Genomic DNA, 18,558 nt, shown 5'->3' with positions numbered 1-18,558 from the left:
CCGAGGTCGCCGCCGAGCAGGCCGAGGCCGCGGAGACCGCTCAGGTCGACGCGGAGAAGACCGAGTCCTGAGCGCCATGCTCGCCGAGGCGCTCGAGCACCTGGTGCGCGGAGTCGTCGACCACCCCGATGACGTGAGCGTGCGCGACAAGCAGCTTCGTCGCGGCTCGATCCTCGAGGTCAGGGTCCACCCCGACGACCTCGGGAAGGTGATCGGTCGGAACGGTCGCACCGCGACCGCCTTCCGCACCGTGGTCTCCGCGCTCGCGGGCCGCGGCGGGGCGCGGGTCGACTTCGTCGACACCGACCGCCGCCGCTAGGTCTCGACACGCGTTCGCTCGTCCCTCGCGATCGCTGCTCGACCAACGACATCGTTGGTCGACCGGCCGCGAGGGACGAGCGGTGTGTCGAGACCTGCTGTCATTTCCGAGAGAGTGGGATCTGTGGAGACCATCGAGGTCCTCGTCGGGCGGATCGGCAAGCCGCACGGCATCCGCGGTGAGGTGACCGTCGACGTCCGCACCGACGAGCCCGACCGCCGGTTCGCGGCCGGATCGGTGCTCCGGGTGGAGGCTCCGCGGGGATCCCACTCGCCGCTGCGCACCCTCACCGTCGCGGCCGCGAAGTGGCACACGTCCACGCTGCTGGTCCGCTTCGAGGAGATCGGTGACCGGAACGCCGCCGAGGCGGCGCGCGGCATCCTGCTGCACGCGGACATCCCGGCCGACGCCGTGCCCGACGACCCCGACGAGTACTACGACCACCAGCTGCTCGGGCTCGCGGCGTACGACCTCGACGGCCGCGCCCTCGGCGCGGTCACCGGCCTCGTGCACGGCGGTGCACAGGACCTGCTCACGATCCGGACCCCGGACGGGCGGGACGCACTGGTGCCGTTCGTCAAGGCGCTGGTCCCCGAGGTCGACCTGCCCGGACGCCGGGTGGTCGTCGCGGACCGACCCGGGCTCGTGACGCCGCTGGAGGACGACGAGTGAGGATCGACGTCGTCACCATCTTCCCCGACTACCTGGCCCCGCTGGAGCTCTCGCTCGCGGGCAAGGCACGGGACAAGGGCCTGATCGACGTCCGCGTGCACGACCTCCGACAGTGGACCCACGACCGCCACCGCACCGTCGACGACACGCCGTACGGCGGGGGCGCCGGCATGGTGATGAAGCCCGAGCCGTGGGGCGAGGCGTTCGACGACCTGCTGCGGGACGCCCCCGAGGCCGTCACGGTGGTCTTCACGACCCCGTCCGGCCGGCCGTTCACCCAGGCCGTCGCCCGCGAGCTCGCGAGCCGGGAGCGGATCGTGTTCGCGTGCGGCCGCTACGAGGGCATCGACCAGCGGGTCCTCGACGACCTGGCCGCGCGTGCCGAGGTGCACGAGATCTCGCTCGGTGACTACGTGCTCAACGGGGGCGAGGTCGCCGCGCTGGCGATCACCGAGGCCGTGGTGCGGCTCGTGCCCGGCTTCATGGGCAACGCCGACTCGCTGGTCGAGGAGTCCCACGAGGACGGGCTGCTCGAGTACCCGGTCTACACGAAGCCCGCCTCCTGGCGCGGCCACGACGTGCCGCCCGTGCTGCTGTCCGGCGACCACGCCGCGATCGCGTCGTGGCGTCACGACCGGGCGGTCCGGCGTACGGCGGAGCGCCGACCCGACCTGCTGCCCGCCTCGAGCCTGCTGGACGACGTCGAGATCCGCCCGGTGCGGCCGTCCGACGTAGGGGAGCTGTACGTGCTCCAGCTCGCCTGCTGGGTGCAGGAGCAGCACGACAACCCCGGGATACGGATCCCCGCGCTGCACGAGACGTACGACGACGCCCGCGCCTGGGCAGCGCGCGACACGGTGCTCGTGGCCCGGTCCGCCGGCCGGCTGGTCGGCGCGGTGCGCGCGTCGCTGGACGGCGAGTCGTGGGAGGTCGGCCGGCTGATGGTCGCTCCCGACCTGGCCGGGCGCGGCCTGGGACGCACGCTGCTCGAGCGGATCGAGGCGCTGGCGCCGGAGCAGGCGACGACGTACGCCCTGTTCACCGGCGCGGGGAGCGCGCGCAACCAGCGGATGTACAAGAGGGCCGGCTACCGGCTGCGCGGCGAGATCGCGCCGGGCACCGTGCGGATGACCAAGCAGATTCGTCGGCCCTGACCCCGCTGTGGCAGACTTGACCCTCGGCCCAGCCGGCCAAACAAGGGTCGTCCCGAGGACGCGTCCGAAGGGGACCCGCACCGCTTCCTGCCACAGGGGGAACGCGGCGCCGCCGGCCACACCAGCTGGGCCCACAACCGAACGCACCAGTTCCTGCAGCGCGGCTGACCTGTGGCACTCGCGAGGAGAGACAATGAGCAACGTCATTGCCGAGCTCGGCAACGCCATCAAGCGCGACGACGTCCCCGCCTTCCGCGCCGGCGACACCGTCAAGGTCCACGTCAAGGTCGTCGAGGGCAACCGCTCCCGCATCCAGGTCTTCCAGGGCGTCGTGATCCGCGTCCAGGGCTCCGGCATCGGCCGCAGCTTCACGGTCCGCAAGGTCTCCTTCGGTGTCGGCGTCGAGCGGACCTTCCCGCTGAACTCCCCGATCTTCGAGGAGATCGAGGTCGTGACCCGCGGCGACGTCCGCCGGGCGAAGCTCTACTACCTGCGCAACCTCCGCGGCAAGAAGGCCAAGATCAAGGAGCGCCGGGAGGCCTGAGGGCCTTTCTCAGCCTTCGTGGTTAGCCTCTGCCCGTGACTTCCGACGACCGCGACCCGACCACCGTCGCTGAACCCGACGAGCCGGTGTCGCGGTCGTCGTCCGTCTCTGCCGGGAAGCCCAAGAAGCACCTGCCGGTCTGGCAGGAGACGATCCTGCTGCTCGGGATCGCGCTGGTGCTCGCCATCGTCATCAAGGCGCTGTTCGTCCAGGCGTTCTACATCCCGTCGCAGTCGATGGAGCCGGGGCTGGTCAAGAACGACCGGATCCTGGTCCAGAAGATGTCGTACTGGTTCGGCGGCGGCCCCGAGCGCGGTGACGTCGTGGTCTTCAAGGACCCGGGTGGCTGGCTCGACGCCGAGGAGTCGGCGGGTCCGACGAACGGCGTCGCGAAGCTGATGTCCAAGGTGGGGCTCTACCCCTCGGGCGGCCACCTGGTGAAGCGGGTCATCGGCGTCGCCGGCGACACCATCAAGTGCTGCGACAGCCAGGGCCGGCTGATGGTCAACGGACAGCCGCTCGACGAGAAGGACTACGCCCGCCTCGGCGGCGCGGACTGCTACGGCCCGATGCCCTCCGGCACCTCGCACTGCTCCTGGCAGGTCGGTCCCGTGCCGGCCGGTCACGTGTTCGTGATGGGGGACAACCGCAACAACTCCGCGGACTCGACGGTCCACATGTGCCTGAAGACCGACCGCGACTGCACGAAGAACCCGTACGTCGACGTCGACGACGTGGTCGGCAAGGTGTTCGTGCTGCTCTGGCCCAGCGACCACTTCACGTTCCTGCACCGTCCGGACACCTTCGCGGACGTGCCGGACGCGTCCTGAGGCGATCGCCGTGAGTGTGCTGCCCCGCGGGTCCACGGTCCGGAAGGACGCCGGCCTCTACGGCTACGAGCGAGCGCTCCGGCGGCACGGGATCGAGCCGATCGCCGGGGTCGACGAGGCCGGCCGCGGCGCGTGTGCCGGACCACTGGTCGCGGGCGCGGCGATCCTGCCGCCCGGCAAGGCCGGGATCGTCCCCGGCCTGGCCGACTCCAAGCTGCTCACCGAGCGGGCCCGCGAGCGCTGCTACGAGCAGGTCGTGAAGCGCGCGGTGGCCTGGTCGGTGGTGGTCATCTCGCACGAGGAATGCGACCGGCTCGGCATGCACGTTGCGAACGTCGAGGCGCTGCGCCGGGCCGTCGCGCTGCTCGAGCTGCCGCCGGCGTACGTCCTCACCGACGGGTTCCCGGTGGACGGCCTCGGCGTGCCCGGGCTCGCGGTCTGGAAGGGCGACCGGGTGGCGGCCTGCATCTCGGCCGCCTCGGTGCTCGCGAAGGTCACCCGCGACCGGATCATGACCGAGCTCGACGCCGAGTGGCCGGCGTACGACTTCAAGACCCACAAGGGCTACATCACCGACGACCACGCGGCCGCACTCACCGAGCACGGGCCGTCGCCGGTGCACCGGATGCGGTTCGTGAACGTTCGCCGTGCGGCGGGCCTCGAACCGCTGCAGCCGGATATAGAGTCAACATCGTGAACACCCCACGAAAGCGCACGATGGGGGCGCTGCGCGCGGAGGCACGCTTCCGCGGGGACCCCGAACGAGCATGAGCGCCGAGGACCTCGAGAAGTACGAGACCGAGATGGAGCTGACGCTCTACCGGGAGTACCGGGACGTCGTCGGGATCTTCAAGTACGTCGTGGAGACCGACCGCCGCTTCTACCTCTGCAACCAGGTCGACGTGAAGGCCCGCACCGAGGCCGGCGACGTGTTCTTCGAGGTGTCCATGACCGACGCCTGGGTGTGGGACATGTACCGCCCGGCCCGGTTCGCCAAGAACGTCAAGGTCCTCACGTTCAAGGACGTGAACGTCGAGGAGCTCAGCCCCGCGGAGATCGACCCGCCCAAGGCCTGACCGCGCGACCGGACCCCGCGGCCTGGACCAGACCAGCGCGTCAGCCCGGCCCCGGCAGGGTATGACGTTGCCATGTGGGGTGGGGTGACCCGGCGCACTCGCAGAGGGGAGCGGGGCGCCGCGGCAGTGGAGTTCGCGCTCGTCGTACCGTTCCTGCTGCTGATCCTGTTCGGGATCATCAGCTACGGCTACCTGCTCAGCTTCCGCCAGGCGCTGAGCCAGGGCGCGGCCGAGGGCGCGCGCGCGGCGGCCGTGTCGGTCGCCGACGACGACGCGAGCCGGACCGCGGCTGCCCTCGCGTCGCTGAACGACAGCCTCGACCTGTACGGCGTCTCCTGCTCGGCCGGCAGCCTGCTCAAGGGCGCCACGACCGTGGGGACCTGCTCGCTGACGATCGCCGCGTGCGCGAACGACGCGACCGCGGACTGTGCGACCGTCGACGTGGACTACGCGTACGCCGACCACCCGCTGCTGCCGGACTTCCCGTTCGTGCCGCTGCCCGACTCGCTGCACTACTCGGCCGTCGCGCGGGTGAGCTAGTGCGCAGCCGGGACGAGCGCGGCGCGGTGGTGCCCATCGTCGCGGTCATGCTGACCGTGCTGGTGGCGATGACCGCGTTCACCGTCGACATCGGACTCCAGCGCGTGGCGCGCACGGACATGCAGTCGGTGGCCGACGTGGTCGCTCTCGACCTGTCCCGCGAGCTCGACGGCCGCGCCGCGTCGGCCATCTCGCCGACGCTGCAGGCGGCCGCCGACCGGGCACTCGCGCGCAACCCCGACGCGATGGGCGACGACGTCGCGGTCACCCCGGAGCTGGGGACCCTCGACGCGGACGGGGTGTTCAGCACGGTCAGCGACACGACCGTGCCCGACGCCGTACGCGTGACGGCCGCGACGAGCGTCGCGTTCCACTTCACCTCGGGCAGCGGCGGCGCGAGCCGCACGGCGGTCGCCGTCGCGCGGGCCCAGGGTTGCTACAAGCTCGGGTCGTGGGGCGCCCGGCTCTCCACCTCCGCGAACGCGAACCTGCTGTACCGCGCCCTCGCTGCCCACGGCATCGGAGCCTCGGTCGGCGCGGCGACGTACCAGGGCCTGGTCGGTGCCCACGTGGACGCCGCGGACCTCGCGACCGCGCTGGGGCTGGCGTCACCGGAGGCCCTGGGCACCGCGTCCGTGACGCTGTCGGCACTGCTCACGGCGACGGCGCAGGTGATCGGCACGAACGGCGCGAGCTCGGGCCAGATCGCTGCGCTGAACACGATCAAGGCCGATCTCGGCACCCTCGGCAGCAAGCCGGTCGGCCTCGCCAACCTCTTCTCGGTCGCGTCGGGGGCCGGCTCCGGGCTCTCGGCCGCCCTCGACCTCGCGGACCTGGTCGTGGGCGGGATCCTGGTCGCCGACGGGAACTCGGCCGTCACGGTCGACCTCGGCTCCGGCCTCCCGGGAGTCGGATCGTTCACGTCGTCCGTCGGGCTGATCCAGGCCGCGCGCACGGCCTGCGGGTTCGTCGGCTCGACGCCGAACTCCAGCAACCAGGCGTCGGTCTCGTCGAGCACGACCCTCACCTCGAACCAGACCGTCGCGAGCTCGCTGATCAGTGGCATCACCAACCTGCTGGGTGTCTCGGTGAGCTCGCCCACGGGGTCGCCGACCACGCTGACGGTCACGACGGCGTCGGCGACCTCCACGCTCGACGCGATCTCGTGCAACGCGTCCAGCAAGTCGGCGACGGTCGACACGACCGGCGGGCTGCTCTCCGCCCAGCTGGTGGTCCCGGTCCGGGTCAAGGTGACGGTGGTGCTGGGGTCGGTCGACGTGGACGGGACGATCCGCGCGACGCTCACCCCGTCGGGGACGCCGGGCAACGTGACGATCACCGTGCCGTCGCAGGCCTACGACACGGCGTACTCGAACGGCGGCTCGCGGGCCCAGCTGTCCCCGGTCACCGTCGACACCCCGACGGCCGGTGTGAGCGCCGGTCTCGTGACGCTCACGCTCGCCCAGGTCAAGACCGTCCTGAACGCCGTGGCGTCCTCGATCGTGCAGCCGCTGGCCACCGCCCTGAACGCGAACGTCATCGGACCGCTCTCCGACCTCGCCGGGCTGCGCACCTCGGGCGCCGACGTCCTGCTGCTCGACCACCCCAGCTGCACCACGCCTGCGCTGCGCGGCTGACCGGCCTACGGAGCCAGCTGGCCTTCGTGGAGCCGCTCGATGGCGGCGTCGATCCTTTCGGCGTGCTCGTACCTCCAGGCCTCGCTGGCGGCGAGGTCGTGGGTGCCGGTGGGATCGACGAGACGGGTCAGGCCATGGGGGCTGGTCCAGACGTAGCTGCCGTCATCCAGCTGTCTGGCGCGATAGCGACGGTGCGTCTTCGCCCGATGGTGACCGCGGGACAGGGGAGCGTCGTTGTGGTCCCCGGTCTGGCCGGGCGGCCCGGTGGGGTCGTAGGCGACGGGGTGGTCGTCGTCGAAGCGACCGGTGATCGTCGAGGTGTTGGTGGCGTGGGGGAAGACGTCGCCGCCGCATCGCAGCCGCGTGCGTTCGCGGACCGCGGTGGGGAACTCGTACGCGTCGACGCGCGTGTGCTCGTCCAGGTCGATGACCGGCTTGACGGTGACCCGGGCGTGGCCGAGGAGCCGGACGATCTGCTCGAGGATCATCGGCCCGTGGTGCTCGACCCGGGCGACCCCGTCGGTGGTCCCGGTGACCGCGCTCTCGTGCAGGTGCAGGTAGATCACGGCTCGCTGACGGCCCGTCTGCCGGGAGTTCCGACCCGTGGTCTCGCCGTCGCCCGGCTGTGCGGCAGCGCTGAGCAGGGCCTGGAGGTCCTCGGGGCGGGCGAGCCAGCCGAAGGCGAGCGCACGCAGCTCGTGGTGGGTGAGGTCGTCGAGCTCGGCCGGCAGGTCGCGGTGGTGGGCGCGCAGCAGGTCGGGCCGGGCGCGGAAGACGTCGACGACCTGCTCCAGCAGCACGTCGACGCCGGCGGCGTCAGCGGGATCCGTGCGGGCGAAGACGTCGCGGTTGCCGGTCTCGGCGTTGGTCTCGCCGACCCACACGCCGCGTGCGCGGCGGGCCTCCTCGAGGCGGGCGGCGTGCGCCGCCGTGTCGGCCTCGATCACCTTGGCCTCGGCGAGGGCGAGCACCCGGCCCGGGGAGCACCCGCCGATGGCGTCGGCAACGGCCGTGTCGACCAGGGCCGCCCGGTCGCGGTCCAGACGGCGGGTCATCCGGGCGACCTTGCCCGCCACCCACGGCTCGCAGGACAGCCCCTGCACCTGGGCCCAGGTGCGGGGCAGGCGGTGCCGCAGGTCCAGGGCGTCGGCCATCGTCGAGCGCGCCGCCAGGGAGTGGCAGCGCCGGGCGATGGCGAGCTCGTGGACACAGAGGTCGCGCACCGGCGGAGTCCCCTCGCCGCCGATCTCGACCAGCCGGTCGCCGCCGTAGCGGACGGGGATCGCACCGGGCTCCGCCTGGGGATCGCTGCCGTGGAGGTCCGCCCAGCGCAGCGCCAGCAGCAGGTCCTTCACGTCGGCGGCCCGCCTCTCCATCACCGCGGCCTCGGCGGCGGCCAGCGTGGCAGCCGGGTCGAGGTCGTCGGTGACGAGTGGCTCCATGCTCCGATTCTAGTCGAACATCTGTTCGATTGCCATGCGTTGATGAGGTTTCTCGGGGCGAGTCGCAGCCCTTGCACCGCTTTCCGTCCACAGGATCGGCTCCGTACGGCCAGCTCCACAGGCTCGCCCGTCCGTGCCGCCACCCGTCGCCGCTGCCGGAGACGCTGGCGCCATGACGCGAACGACGACTGGTGCGATCAAGCAGGCACTCGGTGCGTACGGCGAGGTCCTCGCCGCCCGGCACCTGGTCGAGCAGGGCATGGTGCTGCTCGACCGCAACTGGCGGTGCGAGACCGGCGAGATCGACCTGGTGCTGCGCGACGGCGACGTGCTGGTGGTCTGCGAGGTGAAGACCCGCAGCAGCACCCTGTACGGCACCCCGCACGAGGCCGTCACCGACATCAAGGTCGCCCGGCTGCGCCGGCTGGCGATCCGCTGGCTGGAGGAGCGCGGCGTCGCCGCCCGTGACATCCGCATCGACCTGGTCGGCATCGTCCGGCCGCGGCGGGGCGCCTCGCTGCTCGAGCACGTGCGGGGGATCGGCTGATGCCCTTCGCCACCGCCCACACCGTGTCCCTGCACGGCGCCGTCGGCCACCTGATCGACGTGCAGACCGACGTCTCGCCGGGTCAGGTCGGTATCACGATGGTCGGCCGCGCCGACACCACCATCAACGAGGCCCGCGACCGGTGCCGGATGGCGATCATCAACAGCCATCTCGACTGGCCGGCGACCCGCCGGATCACGATCCTGCTCTCGCCCGCGGACCTGCTCAAGCGCGGCACGCACTTCGACCTGGCCATCGCGGTCTCGGTGCTCGCCGCCGCCGGCACGGTGCGGGCCGAGTCGCTCGAGCAGACGGCGTTCGTCGGCGAGCTCACCCTCGACGGCAACCTCCGCTCGGTCACGGGAGTGCTGCCGATGGTGCTGGCCGCGGCCGAGCGGGGGATCCGCGCGGTGTTCGTGCCCGAGCCGCAGGCGGCCGAGGCCGCGATGGTGCCCGACATGAGCGTGCTCGGCGTCCGCTCGCTGGGCCAGGTGGTAGCCGTGCTGTGCGGCGAGGAGCCCCCGGACGCGCCGCCCGTGGCGCCGGCGTCCGGCGCCCGGGTGCTCGCCTGGCGCGGTCAGGAGCGGCTGGAGGAGCTCGATCTCGAGGACCTGCTCGGGGTCGCGGACGCCCGGTACGCCGTCGAGGTCGCCGCCGCCGGCGGCCACCACCTCCTGCTCTCCGGTCCGAAGGGCTCCGGCAAGACGAGCCTCGCGGAGCGGATCCCCGGCATCCTGCCCGACCTCAGCAGTGCGGAGTCGCTGGAGCTGAGCGCGATCCACTCGCTCGCGGGCACGCTCGACCCGGCGGGCGGCATGCTCACCCGACCCCCGTTCTCCGCACCGCACCACGACGCCAGCAAGGCCAGCCTGATCGGTGGCGGCTCGGGGATCGTCAGGCCGGGTGAGGTCAGCCGCGCCCACACCGGAGTCCTGTTCCTGGACGAGTTCCCGCTGTTCCGCTCGGACGTCATCGAGGCGCTGCGCCAGCCCCTCGAGAGCGGCGACGTCACGGTGGCCCGCAGGGACGAGTCGGTGACGCTGCCGGCCCGCGGCATGGTCGTCCTCGCCTGCAACCCGTGCCCGTGTGGGGACTACAGCGGCGACGTGCGGTTCAACCGGTGCACCTGTCGCGAGGTCCAGCGGCGCGACTACAGGAACAAGGTCACCGGTCCGGTGGCCGACCGGGTCGACATCGTGCGGCACCTGCCCCCGCTCCGGAAGCACGACGGCGTCGTCGACCTCGAGCCGCCCGAGTCCTCGGCCACGGTGCGCGGCCGGGTCGAGGCGGCCCGGGGCCGGCAGGCCGAGCGGTACGCCGAGGAGAGCTGGCGGCTCAACGGCCACGCGCCCGGACCGGTGCTCCGGGAGCGCTGGCCGCTCACGAAGGCCGGCCAGCAGGCCGTCGACAACCAGCTCTACGACGGCAAGCTCAGCCGCCGGGGCGCTACCCGCGCGCACCGGCTGGCCTGGACGGTCGCCGACCTGCGCGGCCTCGAGCGGCCGGGCATCGACGAGGTCGAGACCGCTCTGCGGCTGCGCACCGGTGAGCCGCTGCTGCTCTCGATGCTGGAGCGCACCGGGTGACCGCGGCCGACGACGACCGCCTCGCCCGGATCGCGCTCTCCGCGGTGGGCGAGCCCGGCGACCCACGCCTCGCCGACCTGGTGACCGCCCACGGCGCCCTCGCGGTGCACGACCGGCTGCTCGGCGACCACGGGATCGACGACCTGCAGACCGACCCCGCCGCGCGGCGCTCGGCCACGGATCCGCAGCGGACGCTGGCCGATGCCGCGCGGCTCGGCCTGCGCTTCCTCGTGCCGGGCGATCCCGAGTGGCCGGTCCAGCTCGATGACCTGGCCGCCGCGGCGCCCCTGCAGCGTCGCGGTGGCGTCCCCCTGGGGCTCTGGGTACGCGGTCCGGCGCGGCTCGACGAGCTCGTCTCGTCGGTGGCGGTGGTGGGCTCGCGCTCCGCGACGACGTACGGCGCGGACGTCGCTGCCGACGTCGCCGCCACGGTCGCCGAGACCGGCCGCGCGGTCGTCTCCGGCGCCGCGTTCGGCATCGACCAGGCCGGCCACCGGGGCGCGCTCGCCGGCGGCGGGACGACGATCGCCGTGCTCGCCTGCGGCGCCGACCGCGCGTACCCGGCCGCCCACCTCCAGCTGATCGAGCACATCGCCGCGCACGGCGCGGTCGTCTCCGAGGCGCTGCCCGGCTGGGCACCGACACGACTGCGGTTCCTGGCCCGCAACCGGCTCATCGCCGGCCTCACGACCGGGACCGTGGTCGTCGAGGCGGCGGTCCGCAGCGGCGCGCTCAACACCGCGAACTGGGCGTCGCGGCTCAACCGGCACCTGCTCGGCGTGCCCGGACCGGTCACCAGCGGGCCGTCCCAGGGCGTGCACCAGCTGATCCGCTCGGGCGCGGCGACCCTGGTCACGTCCGGTGCCGAGGTGCTGGAGGCAGTCGGAGCGGTGGGGGAGCACCTCGCGGCCGAGCCGCGCGGCCGGGACCGCGCCCGCGACCGGCTCAGCACCCGCCAGCAGCAGGTCCTCGACGCAGTGCCGGCCGTCCGGCCGGCGCCGGAGGCGTCGATCGCCCGGACCGCCGGCCTGGGCCTTGCCGACGTGCGCGGCATGCTCGCTGTCCTCGCCGAGCTGGGACTCGTCGAGCAGGAGCAGGGTGGCTGGCGGCTCGCCGCGCTCGCTCACGAGTGAGGGGCCGATCGGTTCCTAGACTCGGTGCGTGGGCGTCCAGGAGCAGAGCGAGCAGCCGGACCCGCTGCCAGAGCCGATGGCGCGGGTGCTCGGCGAGTACGAGCGGCACCTCTCCGCCGAACGCGACCTGACCCCGCACACCGTGCGCGCCTACCTCTCCGATGTCGGCGGTCTGCTCGACCACGCCGCCCGGCTCGGCCACACCACCGTCGAGACGGTCGACCTGCGCACGTTGCGCAGCTGGCTCGCGAAGCAGCAGACGCTCGGCAAGTCGCGCACCACGATCGCCCGGCGAGCCACCGCCGCCCGGGTGTTCACCGCCTGGCTGGCCCGCACGGGTCGCACGCCGCTGGACGCCGGCGCCAGCCTCGGTTCCCCGAAGCGGCACAAGACGCTGCCCCCGGTGCTGCGAGCGGACGAGGCGAGCGACCTGATCCGTGCGGCCGCGGAGCGGGCGGACGACGGTAGCCCGGTCGGGCTGCGCGACGTCGCGATGCTCGAGCTGCTCTACGCCACCGGGATCCGGGTCGGCGAGCTCGTCGGGCTCGACGTCGACGACATCGACCGCGAGCGGAACGTGGTCCGCGTGTTCGGCAAGGGGCGCAAGGAGCGCAGCGTGCCGTTCGGCCGGCCGGCGGCCCGGGCACTGGACTTCTGGCTGAAGCACGGCCGCCTGCAGCTGGCGGTCCCCGGCAGCGGGCCCGCGGTGTTCCTCGGCGCCCGCGGCGGGCGGATCGACCAGCGCGCGGTGCGGACCATGGTGCACCAGCGGATCGCGGACGTCCCCGGGGCACCGGACATCGGTCCGCACGGCCTCCGGCACACCGCCGCCACGCACCTGCTCGAGGGCGGTGCCGACCTCCGCTCGGTCCAGGAGCTGCTCGGTCACGCCTCGCTCGCGACCACCCAGCTGTACACGCACGTCACCACGGACCGGCTACGGCGGGCCTACCAGCAGGCACACCCCAGAGCATGAGCGGCGGCACCCACCGGGCGTAGGGCACCGGCACCGGCTCCCCCCGCCAGAGCGGCAGCAGCCGCACGGGACCGGCGCCGACCAGCCGCAGCGGGTCGAGGTACTCCTCGGCGCCCCGGATCCAGCCCCAGTGCAGGCACGCGCGCGGCAGGCAGTGCGACCCGACGGGGGAGAGGCGGCCGATCCGGTCGCCCGCGTCGACGCGCGTGCCGACCGCGACCGTGGCCTCGACCGGCTCGTAGGTCGTGCGCGTGCTGTGGTGGTCGACCACCACGACGCCGCGGCCGGCGAGCACGCCGGCCCAGCGCACCGTCCCGGGCAGCGCCGACCGGACCGGCTGGCCGGGAGAGCCGAGCAGGTCGACGCCCCGGTGACCGGCGCCCCAGGGATCGTCGGGCGGGTCGAACCCGCGGACCACCTCGGGCTCGGGCACCAGCGGCCAGACGCCGACCGGATCGGCGTCGGTGGCCGAGGCGGACGCCGGCGCCAGCAGCGTCAGCAGCGTCAGCAGCGTCAGCAGCGTCAGGAGGAGCGTGACGAGCGGGGCGGGACGGATGGCCATGCGTCGACCCTGCCCCGCGCCGGGGACGAGCGGGACGATGATGAGGAGCCTGGGGAGAACCGGGGAGCTGCAGGCTGTCTGTGGACGACAACCGGCGATTAGCCCGCTCCGCCGTCCGTCGACTACTCTGGACGACGCAATCCTTGCGGATTGACTACGCACGCTCGCTGACCGCGACGGGCCCTGGAGCTCCGAGGACCCGACCACCCGTGGGCGACGACCCTCAGTCCGGTTCCCAGCAATGCATGGGGGCGCCGGTGGGGTCGCGCGCGAGCGTCAGGGCCGTCGGCACCCGCCGGGGGCAGCAACTGAAAACAACAGGATCACACCTCCGGCCGGACCTGCCTCAAGGACGGCTCGAACGGCGGTGTGCTCCGCGAAACCAGGAGATCCACATGGCAGTCGTGACCATGCGCCAGCTTCTCGAGAGCGGCGTGCACTTCGGACACCAGACCCGGCGCTGGAACCCGAAGATGAAGCGCTTCATCATGACCGAGCGCAACGGCATCTACATCATCGACCTGCAGCAGTCGCTGGCCTACATCGACCGCTCGTACGCCTTCATCAAGGACACGGTCGCCAAGGGCGGCACGATCATGTTCGTCGGCACGAAGAAGCAGGCCCAGGAGGCGATCGCCGAGCAGGCGACCCGCGTCGGCATGCCCTACGTCAACCAGCGCTGGCTCGGCGGCATGCTCACCAACTTCCAGACGGTGCACCAGCGGATCAACCGCCTCAAGGAGCTCGACGAGATCGACTTCGACGACGTCGCCGGCAGCAGCCGCACCAAGAAGGAGCTGCTGCAGATGCGCCGCGAGCGCGACAAGCTGAACAAGTCGCTCGGCGGTATCCGCGAGATGACCCGGACCCCCTCCGCGGTCTGGATCGTCGACACCAACAAGGAGCACCTCGCCGTCGAGGAGGCGCGCAAGCTGCACATCCCGATCGTCGGCATCCTCGACTCCAACTGCGACCCGGACGTCGTCGACTTCCCGATCCCGGGCAACGACGACGCGATCCGCGCCGTCGGCCTGCTGACCCGGGTGGTCGCGGACGCCGTCGCCGAGGGCCTGATCGCCCGCTCCGGCGCCAAGCCGAGCGAGGGCACGGAGGCCGTGGGCGCCGAGGAGCCGCTGGCCGAGTGGGAGCGCGAGCTGCTGGGCGGCGATGCCGAGAAGGCCGCCGTCGAGGCCACCGGTGGCGACGCCGCGGCCGCCGAGGCCCCCGCGGCCGAGTCGACCGGCGCGTCGACCGAGGCTGCCGAGGCCACCGAGGCCGCCGCCGAGGTGACCGAGGCCCCCGCTGCCGAGGCCACCGAGGAGGCTCCGGCTGCTGCCGAGGCCACCGAGGCTCCCGCCGCCGAGGCGACCGAGGAGGCCCCGGCTGCTGCCGAGGTCGCCGAGGCCGCCGAGCAGGCCTGAGCCACCCCCACCGCACATCGGTTAGAACTTCGAGGAAGAAGGACCATGGCTAACTTCTCCGCCGCCGACGTCAAGAAGCTCCGTGAGCTGACCGGCGCCGGCATGATGGACTGCAAGAAGGCGCTGGAGGAGTCCGACGGCGACTTCGACAAGGCCGTCGAGCTGCTCCGCGTCAAGGGCGCCGCCAAGGCCGCCAAGCGCGGTGCCGAGCGTGAGGCCACGGCCGGCCTCGTCGCCCACTCGGCGGGCGTGCTCGTCGAGCTGCGGTGCGAGACCGACTTCGTGGCCAAGGGCGAGGACTTCGTCGCGACGGCGCAGAAGATCGCGGACGCCGCTGCGGAGGCCAAGCCGGCCGACATCGAGGCGCTCAAGCGGGTCCCGCTCGACGACCAGACCGTCGGCGACGTGGTCGAGGGCCTGGCCGTGTCGATCGGCGAGAAGATCGAGCTCGGTCAGTACGTCCACTTCGACGGCCCGGTCGTGGCCTACATGCACAAGCGTGCGGCCGACCTGCCGCCGGCCGTCGGGGTGCTCGTCGAGTACGACGGTGACGCCGACGCCGCCCGCGGCGCCGCGATGCAGATCGCGGCGATGCGCCCGCAGTACCTCACCCGCGAGGAGGTGCCCGCCGACATCGTCGCCAAGGAGCGCGAGATCGCGGAGGCCACCTCGCGCGAGGAGGGCAAGCCGGAGCAGGCGATCGCCAAGATCACCGAGGGCCGCCTGAACGGCTTCTTCAAGGACGTCGTCCTCCTGGAGCAGCCGTCGGTCACCGAGAACAAGAAGTCGGTCAAGACGGTCCTCGACGAGGCCGGCACCACCCTGAAGCGGTTCGCCCGTTTCGAGGTCGGGGCCTGACCGGATAGGTTCTAGCCAGACGACACGAGGAGGCCGGTTCGATGACAGCAGACCTGATCATCGGACCGGCCTTCTTCGTCCCCCGACCGCGCCCCACTCCACGAAGGAGCCGCCCGTGACCGGTTACCACCGCGTCCTGCTCAAGCTGTCCGGCGAGGTCTTCGGGGGTGGCAAGGTCGGGGTCGATCCCGACGTCGTCCAGACGGTCGCCCGCGAGATCGCAGCGGTCGCGCGGGCCGGGGTGCAGATCGCGGTCGTGACCGGAGGTGGCAACTTCTTCCGCGGCGCCGAGCTCCACCAGCGCGGCATGGACCGGGTCCGCGCGGACTACATGGGCATGCTGGGCATCGTCATGAACTGCTTGGCCCTGCAGGACTTCCTGGAGAAGATGGGCGTCGAGACGCGTGTCCAGACCGCGATCACGATGGGCCAGGTCGCCGAGCCGTACATCCCGCGGCGCGCGATCCGGCACATGGAGAAGGGTCGCGTGGTCATCTTCGGTGCCGGCATGGGCATGCCGTTCTTCTCCACGGACACCGTCGCCGTCCAGCGGGCGCTGGAGAGCAGGTGCGACGTCGTGCTCGTCGCCAAGAGCGGCGTGGACGGCGTCTACACCGCCGACCCGCACCTCGACCCGACCGCGACCAAGTTCGACGAGCTCACGTACGCCGAGGCGATCGGCCGCGGATTGCGGATCATGGACCAGACGGCGTTCGCCCTGTGCGGCGAGAACAAGCTGCCGATGGTCGTCTTCGGCATGGAGCCCGAGGGCAACATCCTGCGCGTCGTGCAGGGTGAGAAGATTGGCACGCTCGTCAGCGCCGGCTGACCCGCGCCCGAGCCAGCAACCAGCGACCCAGCGTGACTGAGCAGGAGAAGCCGTGATCAACGACATCCTCAACGAGGCCGACAGCAAGATGGACAAGTCGGTCGAGTCGACGCGCGAGGAGTTCGCGGCGATCCGGGCCGGCCGGGCACACCCGAGCATGTTCAGCAAGATCGTCGTCGACTACTACGGCTCGCCCACCCCGATCCAGCAGCTCGCGTCGTTCACGGCGCCCGAGGCGCGCGTCATCCTGATCGCGCCGTTCGACCAGGGCTCCATGCAGAACATCGAGAAGGCGATCCGCGAGTCGGACCTGGGCGTGAACCCGGCCGACGACGGCAAGGTGATCCGCTGCGTGTTCCCCGAGCTCACCGAGGAGCGCCGCAAGGAGTACATCAAGGTCGCCAGGGGGAAGGCGGAGGACGGCCGGGTGGCGGTCCGCAACCTCCGGCGTACGGCGAAGCAGCAGCTCGAGAAGCTCGAGAAGGACGGCGAGGTCGGCAAGGACGACGTCACGGGCGCCGAGAAGCGCCTCGACGGCATGACCAAGAAGCACACCGACGCCATCGACGAGATGCTGAAGAACAAGGAGTCCGAGCTGCTCGAGGTCTGAGCCGCTCGACACCCATGACCGAGGTGAAGAACCACGGCCGCGCCGGTCGTGACCTGCGCGCTGCCTTCGCGAGCGCGATCGTGCTGCTCGTGGCGATCGCGGTGTCGCTGCTGTTCTGGAAGACGGCGTTCATGTTCATCGTCGCGGCCGCGGTGGTCGTCGCGATCTGGGAGCTCGGTCGCGGCTTCTCCGCGAAGGGCATCGACCTGCCCGAGCAGCCGCTGATGCTCGGCGGCGTCGTCATGGTCGTCGTCGCCTACTTCTGGGGCGCCCCCGCGCTCGTGACCGCGACGGCCGTCACCGCGCTGGTGACGATGCTGTGGCTGCTCCGGCGCGGCGTCGAGGGCTACGTCCAGGACGCCACGGCGTCGGTGTTCAGCCTGGTCTACGTCCCGTTCCTCGGCTCGTTCGTCGCGCTGCTGCTGTCCGAGGGCGGGGGCGTGAACGGCCACGGCCTCGACGACGCCGGCGTGCAGGGGATCATCGCGTTCATCGTCGTCACGATCGCCTCCGACATCGGCGGGTACGTCGCCGGCGTGCTGTTCGGGCGGCACCCGATGGCTCCGGTCATCTCGCCGAAGAAGTCCTGGGAGGGCTTCGCCGGCTCCGTGGTGTTCTGCCTCGCCGCCGGCTGGGCGCTCGTCGTCTACCTGCTCGACGGCGACTGGTGGGTCGGGCTCCTCCTGGGCCTGATCGCGGTCGTGATGGCGACCCTGGGCGACCTCTGCGAGTCGGTCATCAAGCGCGACCTCGGCATCAAGGACATGAGCCAGGTGATCCCGGGCCACGGCGGCCTGATGGACCGGCTGGACTCGCTGCTCGCGACAGTCGCGCCGATCTGGCTGCTGCTGCACTACCTCGTGTTCTGATGCTGTACCTCGTGCGGCACGGCCGACCCGTCGTCGACGAGGGACTGCTGGCCAGCGCCTGGGAGCTCGACCCGGCCGGGTTCGACGACATCTGGGCGCTGCGCGAGTCCGGCCGACTGCCGCGGCGCGCCCGGTGGTTCACCTCGCCCGAGGCCAAGGCGATCGCGACCGCGCAGCTGCTGACCGACGACGACGTGGCGATCGTGGACGGCCTGCGCGAGCAGGTCCGGGAGACCTCCGACTGGCTGGACGACGTCGAGACGACCGTTCGTCGCGCGTTCGCCGAGCCAGGCGTACCGGCCCACGACGGCTGGGAGCCGCTGGCACACACCCGGGACCGGGTGGTGACCGTCGTGCGGGGTCTCATCGACGAGCACCCGGGCGAGGACCTGGTCCTGGTCGGCCACGGCACGGCGTGGACCTTGCTTGCCGCGGAGCTGACGGGCTCCGAGCCCGACCTCGACCGCTGGGCGGCGCTGCGGATGCCCGACGTCATCGAGGTCGCGTGATCGGTCACACCTTGCACCTCCGACGGCATGCCGCGACGGCCGCTCGGGGGTGGGACACATAGCATCGAGGTGATGTCGACCGAGCAGGAGAACGCCGAGCAGGCCGCGACCGATGACGCGCGTGCCCCGGACTGGTGGCACCGCGACCACCCGACGTTCACCGCGCTCACCGGGTTCTTCACGGGCCTCGCCTTCGTGATCGTGGTGCCGGGGCTGTTCGCGGCGGTGCTGGGCCTGGTCTTCGAGTCCCACACGGCCGAGGACCTCTTCCCGTTCGTGCTCGTGACGCTGGTGATCCCGTTCGGGCTGGTGATCGCACCCCGCACCCGGCGGTTCGGGGCGTACATGCTGATCGGCATGGTCACGACCGGCCTGGTCATCGGCGGCGTGGCGGGTCTCGTGCTCTGGTACCTGGTCAACCGCCAGAGTTAGGGCGCACCGCCC

Annotated in this window: 22 protein-coding genes; 20 read left to right on the top strand and 2 right to left on the bottom strand. The window is 72.1% G+C overall.

Features of this window, described 5'->3' with window-relative positions:
* Nucleotides 1-76 precede the first annotated feature (76 nt).
* The 9 genes from ACVW2K_RS19305 (at nt 77) to ACVW2K_RS19265 (ending at nt 6,772) form a co-directional block, all read left to right on the top strand.
* On the top strand, nt 77-319 hold the full coding sequence (locus tag ACVW2K_RS19305) for an RNA-binding protein (protein WP_028636140.1): 243 nt from the start codon (nt 77-79) through the stop codon (nt 317-319).
* 123 nt (nt 320-442) lie between these two features.
* Nucleotides 443-991: a ribosome maturation factor RimM gene (rimM, locus tag ACVW2K_RS19300; protein ID WP_197025224.1), complete on the top strand. Its 549-nt coding sequence runs from the start codon at nt 443-445 to the stop codon at nt 989-991.
* Nucleotides 988-2,145 carry a tRNA (guanosine(37)-N1)-methyltransferase TrmD gene (gene trmD, locus ACVW2K_RS19295; protein ID WP_028636138.1) on the top strand — a complete coding sequence of 386 codons (1,158 nt, stop codon included), beginning with the start codon at nt 988-990 and terminating at the stop codon, nt 2,143-2,145. Before rimM ends, trmD begins: the two co-directional genes overlap by 4 nt.
* Nucleotides 2,146-2,338: 193 nt before the next feature.
* On the top strand, nt 2,339-2,689 hold the full coding sequence (rplS, locus tag ACVW2K_RS19290) for a 50S ribosomal protein L19 (RefSeq protein WP_028636137.1): 351 nt from the start codon (nt 2,339-2,341) through the stop codon (nt 2,687-2,689).
* 35 nt (nt 2,690-2,724) lie between these two features.
* A complete protein-coding gene (gene lepB / locus ACVW2K_RS19285) occupies nt 2,725-3,519 on the top strand; it encodes a signal peptidase I (protein WP_028636136.1) in 795 nt (264 codons plus the stop codon).
* Between the two features lie 10 nt (nt 3,520-3,529).
* On the top strand, nt 3,530-4,216 hold the full coding sequence (locus ACVW2K_RS19280; RefSeq protein WP_028636135.1) for a ribonuclease HII: 687 nt from the start codon (nt 3,530-3,532) through the stop codon (nt 4,214-4,216).
* 70 nt (nt 4,217-4,286) lie between these two features.
* Nucleotides 4,287-4,595 carry a DUF2469 domain-containing protein gene (locus ACVW2K_RS19275; RefSeq protein ID WP_028636134.1) on the top strand — a complete coding sequence of 103 codons (309 nt, stop codon included), beginning with the start codon at nt 4,287-4,289 and terminating at the stop codon, nt 4,593-4,595.
* 84 nt (nt 4,596-4,679) lie between these two features.
* Nucleotides 4,680-5,135: a TadE family protein gene (locus ACVW2K_RS19270; RefSeq protein ID WP_197025223.1), complete on the top strand. Its 456-nt coding sequence runs from the start codon at nt 4,680-4,682 to the stop codon at nt 5,133-5,135.
* On the top strand, nt 5,135-6,772 hold the full coding sequence (locus ACVW2K_RS19265; protein ID WP_028636132.1) for a pilus assembly protein TadG-related protein: 1,638 nt from the start codon (nt 5,135-5,137) through the stop codon (nt 6,770-6,772). Before ACVW2K_RS19270 ends, ACVW2K_RS19265 begins: the two co-directional genes overlap by 1 nt.
* Before the next feature lie 5 nt (nt 6,773-6,777).
* Here ACVW2K_RS19265 and ACVW2K_RS19260 read toward each other — a convergent pair whose 3' ends face one another.
* Nucleotides 6,778-8,214 carry a hypothetical protein gene (locus tag ACVW2K_RS19260; protein WP_028636131.1) on the bottom strand — a complete coding sequence of 479 codons (1,437 nt, stop codon included), beginning with the start codon at nt 8,212-8,214 and terminating at the stop codon, nt 6,778-6,780.
* Between the two features lie 172 nt (nt 8,215-8,386).
* Here ACVW2K_RS19260 and ACVW2K_RS19255 point away from each other — a divergent pair, with 172 nt between their 5' ends.
* From ACVW2K_RS19255 to ACVW2K_RS19240, 4 genes are all read left to right on the top strand, one after another.
* Nucleotides 8,387-8,761 carry a YraN family protein gene (locus tag ACVW2K_RS19255; RefSeq protein ID WP_028636130.1) on the top strand — a complete coding sequence of 125 codons (375 nt, stop codon included), beginning with the start codon at nt 8,387-8,389 and terminating at the stop codon, nt 8,759-8,761.
* Nucleotides 8,761-10,347 (top strand): YifB family Mg chelatase-like AAA ATPase, encoded by a 1,587-nt coding sequence (locus tag ACVW2K_RS19250; RefSeq protein WP_457203614.1) that lies wholly within the window; start codon nt 8,761-8,763, stop codon nt 10,345-10,347. Before ACVW2K_RS19255 ends, ACVW2K_RS19250 begins: the two co-directional genes overlap by 1 nt.
* Nucleotides 10,344-11,480 (top strand): DNA-processing protein DprA, encoded by a 1,137-nt coding sequence (dprA, locus tag ACVW2K_RS19245; protein WP_028636128.1) that lies wholly within the window; start codon nt 10,344-10,346, stop codon nt 11,478-11,480. The genes ACVW2K_RS19250 and dprA overlap by 4 nt, the downstream gene beginning before the upstream one ends.
* Before the next feature lie 76 nt (nt 11,481-11,556).
* Nucleotides 11,557-12,456: a tyrosine recombinase XerC gene (locus ACVW2K_RS19240; RefSeq protein ID WP_036569426.1), complete on the top strand. Its 900-nt coding sequence runs from the start codon at nt 11,557-11,559 to the stop codon at nt 12,454-12,456.
* Here the strand turns inward: ACVW2K_RS19240 and ACVW2K_RS19235 are convergent.
* On the bottom strand, nt 12,404-13,018 hold the full coding sequence (locus tag ACVW2K_RS19235; RefSeq protein WP_457203613.1) for a murein hydrolase activator EnvC family protein: 615 nt from the start codon (nt 13,016-13,018) through the stop codon (nt 12,404-12,406). The genes ACVW2K_RS19240 and ACVW2K_RS19235 overlap by 53 nt on opposite strands.
* Nucleotides 13,019-13,413: 395 nt before the next feature.
* Between ACVW2K_RS19235 and rpsB the strand changes: the two genes are divergently transcribed.
* The 7 genes from rpsB (at nt 13,414) to ACVW2K_RS19200 (ending at nt 18,546) form a co-directional block, all read left to right on the top strand.
* Complete coding sequence (gene rpsB / locus ACVW2K_RS19230) at nt 13,414-14,439, top strand: 30S ribosomal protein S2 (RefSeq protein WP_028636126.1); 1,026 nt, start codon at nt 13,414-13,416, stop codon at nt 14,437-14,439.
* A gap of 45 nt (nt 14,440-14,484) precedes the next feature.
* Nucleotides 14,485-15,297 carry a translation elongation factor Ts gene (gene tsf / locus ACVW2K_RS19225; protein WP_028636125.1) on the top strand — a complete coding sequence of 271 codons (813 nt, stop codon included), beginning with the start codon at nt 14,485-14,487 and terminating at the stop codon, nt 15,295-15,297.
* 115 nt (nt 15,298-15,412) lie between these two features.
* Nucleotides 15,413-16,126, top strand: a complete 714-nt coding sequence (gene pyrH, locus ACVW2K_RS19220) for a UMP kinase (RefSeq protein ID WP_028636124.1) — start codon at nt 15,413-15,415, stop codon at nt 16,124-16,126.
* Nucleotides 16,127-16,181: 55 nt separating this feature from the next.
* Nucleotides 16,182-16,736: a ribosome recycling factor gene (gene frr, locus ACVW2K_RS19215; protein ID WP_197025233.1), complete on the top strand. Its 555-nt coding sequence runs from the start codon at nt 16,182-16,184 to the stop codon at nt 16,734-16,736.
* A 14-nt stretch (nt 16,737-16,750) separates the two neighbouring features.
* Nucleotides 16,751-17,605 (top strand): phosphatidate cytidylyltransferase, encoded by an 855-nt coding sequence (locus ACVW2K_RS19210; protein WP_028636122.1) that lies wholly within the window; start codon nt 16,751-16,753, stop codon nt 17,603-17,605.
* Nucleotides 17,605-18,114 carry a histidine phosphatase family protein gene (locus tag ACVW2K_RS19205; RefSeq protein WP_028636121.1) on the top strand — a complete coding sequence of 170 codons (510 nt, stop codon included), beginning with the start codon at nt 17,605-17,607 and terminating at the stop codon, nt 18,112-18,114. Before ACVW2K_RS19210 ends, ACVW2K_RS19205 begins: the two co-directional genes overlap by 1 nt.
* Before the next feature lie 72 nt (nt 18,115-18,186).
* Nucleotides 18,187-18,546, top strand: coding sequence for a hypothetical protein (locus tag ACVW2K_RS19200; RefSeq protein ID WP_028636120.1), 360 nt, complete (start codon nt 18,187-18,189; stop codon nt 18,544-18,546).
* The last annotated feature ends 12 nt before the right edge of the window (nt 18,547-18,558 follow it).

The organism is Nocardioides sp. HB32 (genome assembly GCF_054058995.1).
This window is presented reverse-complemented; position numbering and strand designations above follow the sequence as displayed.

Excerpts from the sequence above, each read along its gene's own strand:
- ACVW2K_RS19305 (WP_028636140.1), top strand. The coding sequence starts at position 77 with ATGCTCGCCGAGGCGCTCGAGCACCTGGTGCGCGGAGTCGTCGACCAC.
- rplS (WP_028636137.1), top strand. The coding sequence starts at position 2,339 with ATGAGCAACGTCATTGCCGAGCTCGGCAACGCCATCAAGCGCGACGAC.
- ACVW2K_RS19275 (WP_028636134.1), top strand. The coding sequence starts at position 4,287 with ATGAGCGCCGAGGACCTCGAGAAGTACGAGACCGAGATGGAGCTGACG.
- ACVW2K_RS19260 (WP_028636131.1), bottom strand. The coding sequence starts at position 8,214 with ATGGAGCCACTCGTCACCGACGACCTCGACCCGGCTGCCACGCTGGCC.
- ACVW2K_RS19255 (WP_028636130.1), top strand. The coding sequence starts at position 8,387 with ATGACGCGAACGACGACTGGTGCGATCAAGCAGGCACTCGGTGCGTAC.
- ACVW2K_RS19250 (WP_457203614.1), top strand. The coding sequence starts at position 8,761 with ATGCCCTTCGCCACCGCCCACACCGTGTCCCTGCACGGCGCCGTCGGC.
- ACVW2K_RS19240 (WP_036569426.1), top strand. The coding sequence starts at position 11,557 with ATGGCGCGGGTGCTCGGCGAGTACGAGCGGCACCTCTCCGCCGAACGC.
- ACVW2K_RS19235 (WP_457203613.1), bottom strand. The coding sequence starts at position 13,018 with ATGGCCATCCGTCCCGCCCCGCTCGTCACGCTCCTCCTGACGCTGCTG.
- rpsB (WP_028636126.1), top strand. The coding sequence starts at position 13,414 with ATGGCAGTCGTGACCATGCGCCAGCTTCTCGAGAGCGGCGTGCACTTC.
- tsf (WP_028636125.1), top strand. The coding sequence starts at position 14,485 with ATGGCTAACTTCTCCGCCGCCGACGTCAAGAAGCTCCGTGAGCTGACC.
- ACVW2K_RS19210 (WP_028636122.1), top strand. The coding sequence starts at position 16,751 with ATGACCGAGGTGAAGAACCACGGCCGCGCCGGTCGTGACCTGCGCGCT.
- ACVW2K_RS19205 (WP_028636121.1), top strand. The coding sequence starts at position 17,605 with ATGCTGTACCTCGTGCGGCACGGCCGACCCGTCGTCGACGAGGGACTG.
- ACVW2K_RS19200 (WP_028636120.1), top strand. The coding sequence starts at position 18,187 with ATGTCGACCGAGCAGGAGAACGCCGAGCAGGCCGCGACCGATGACGCG.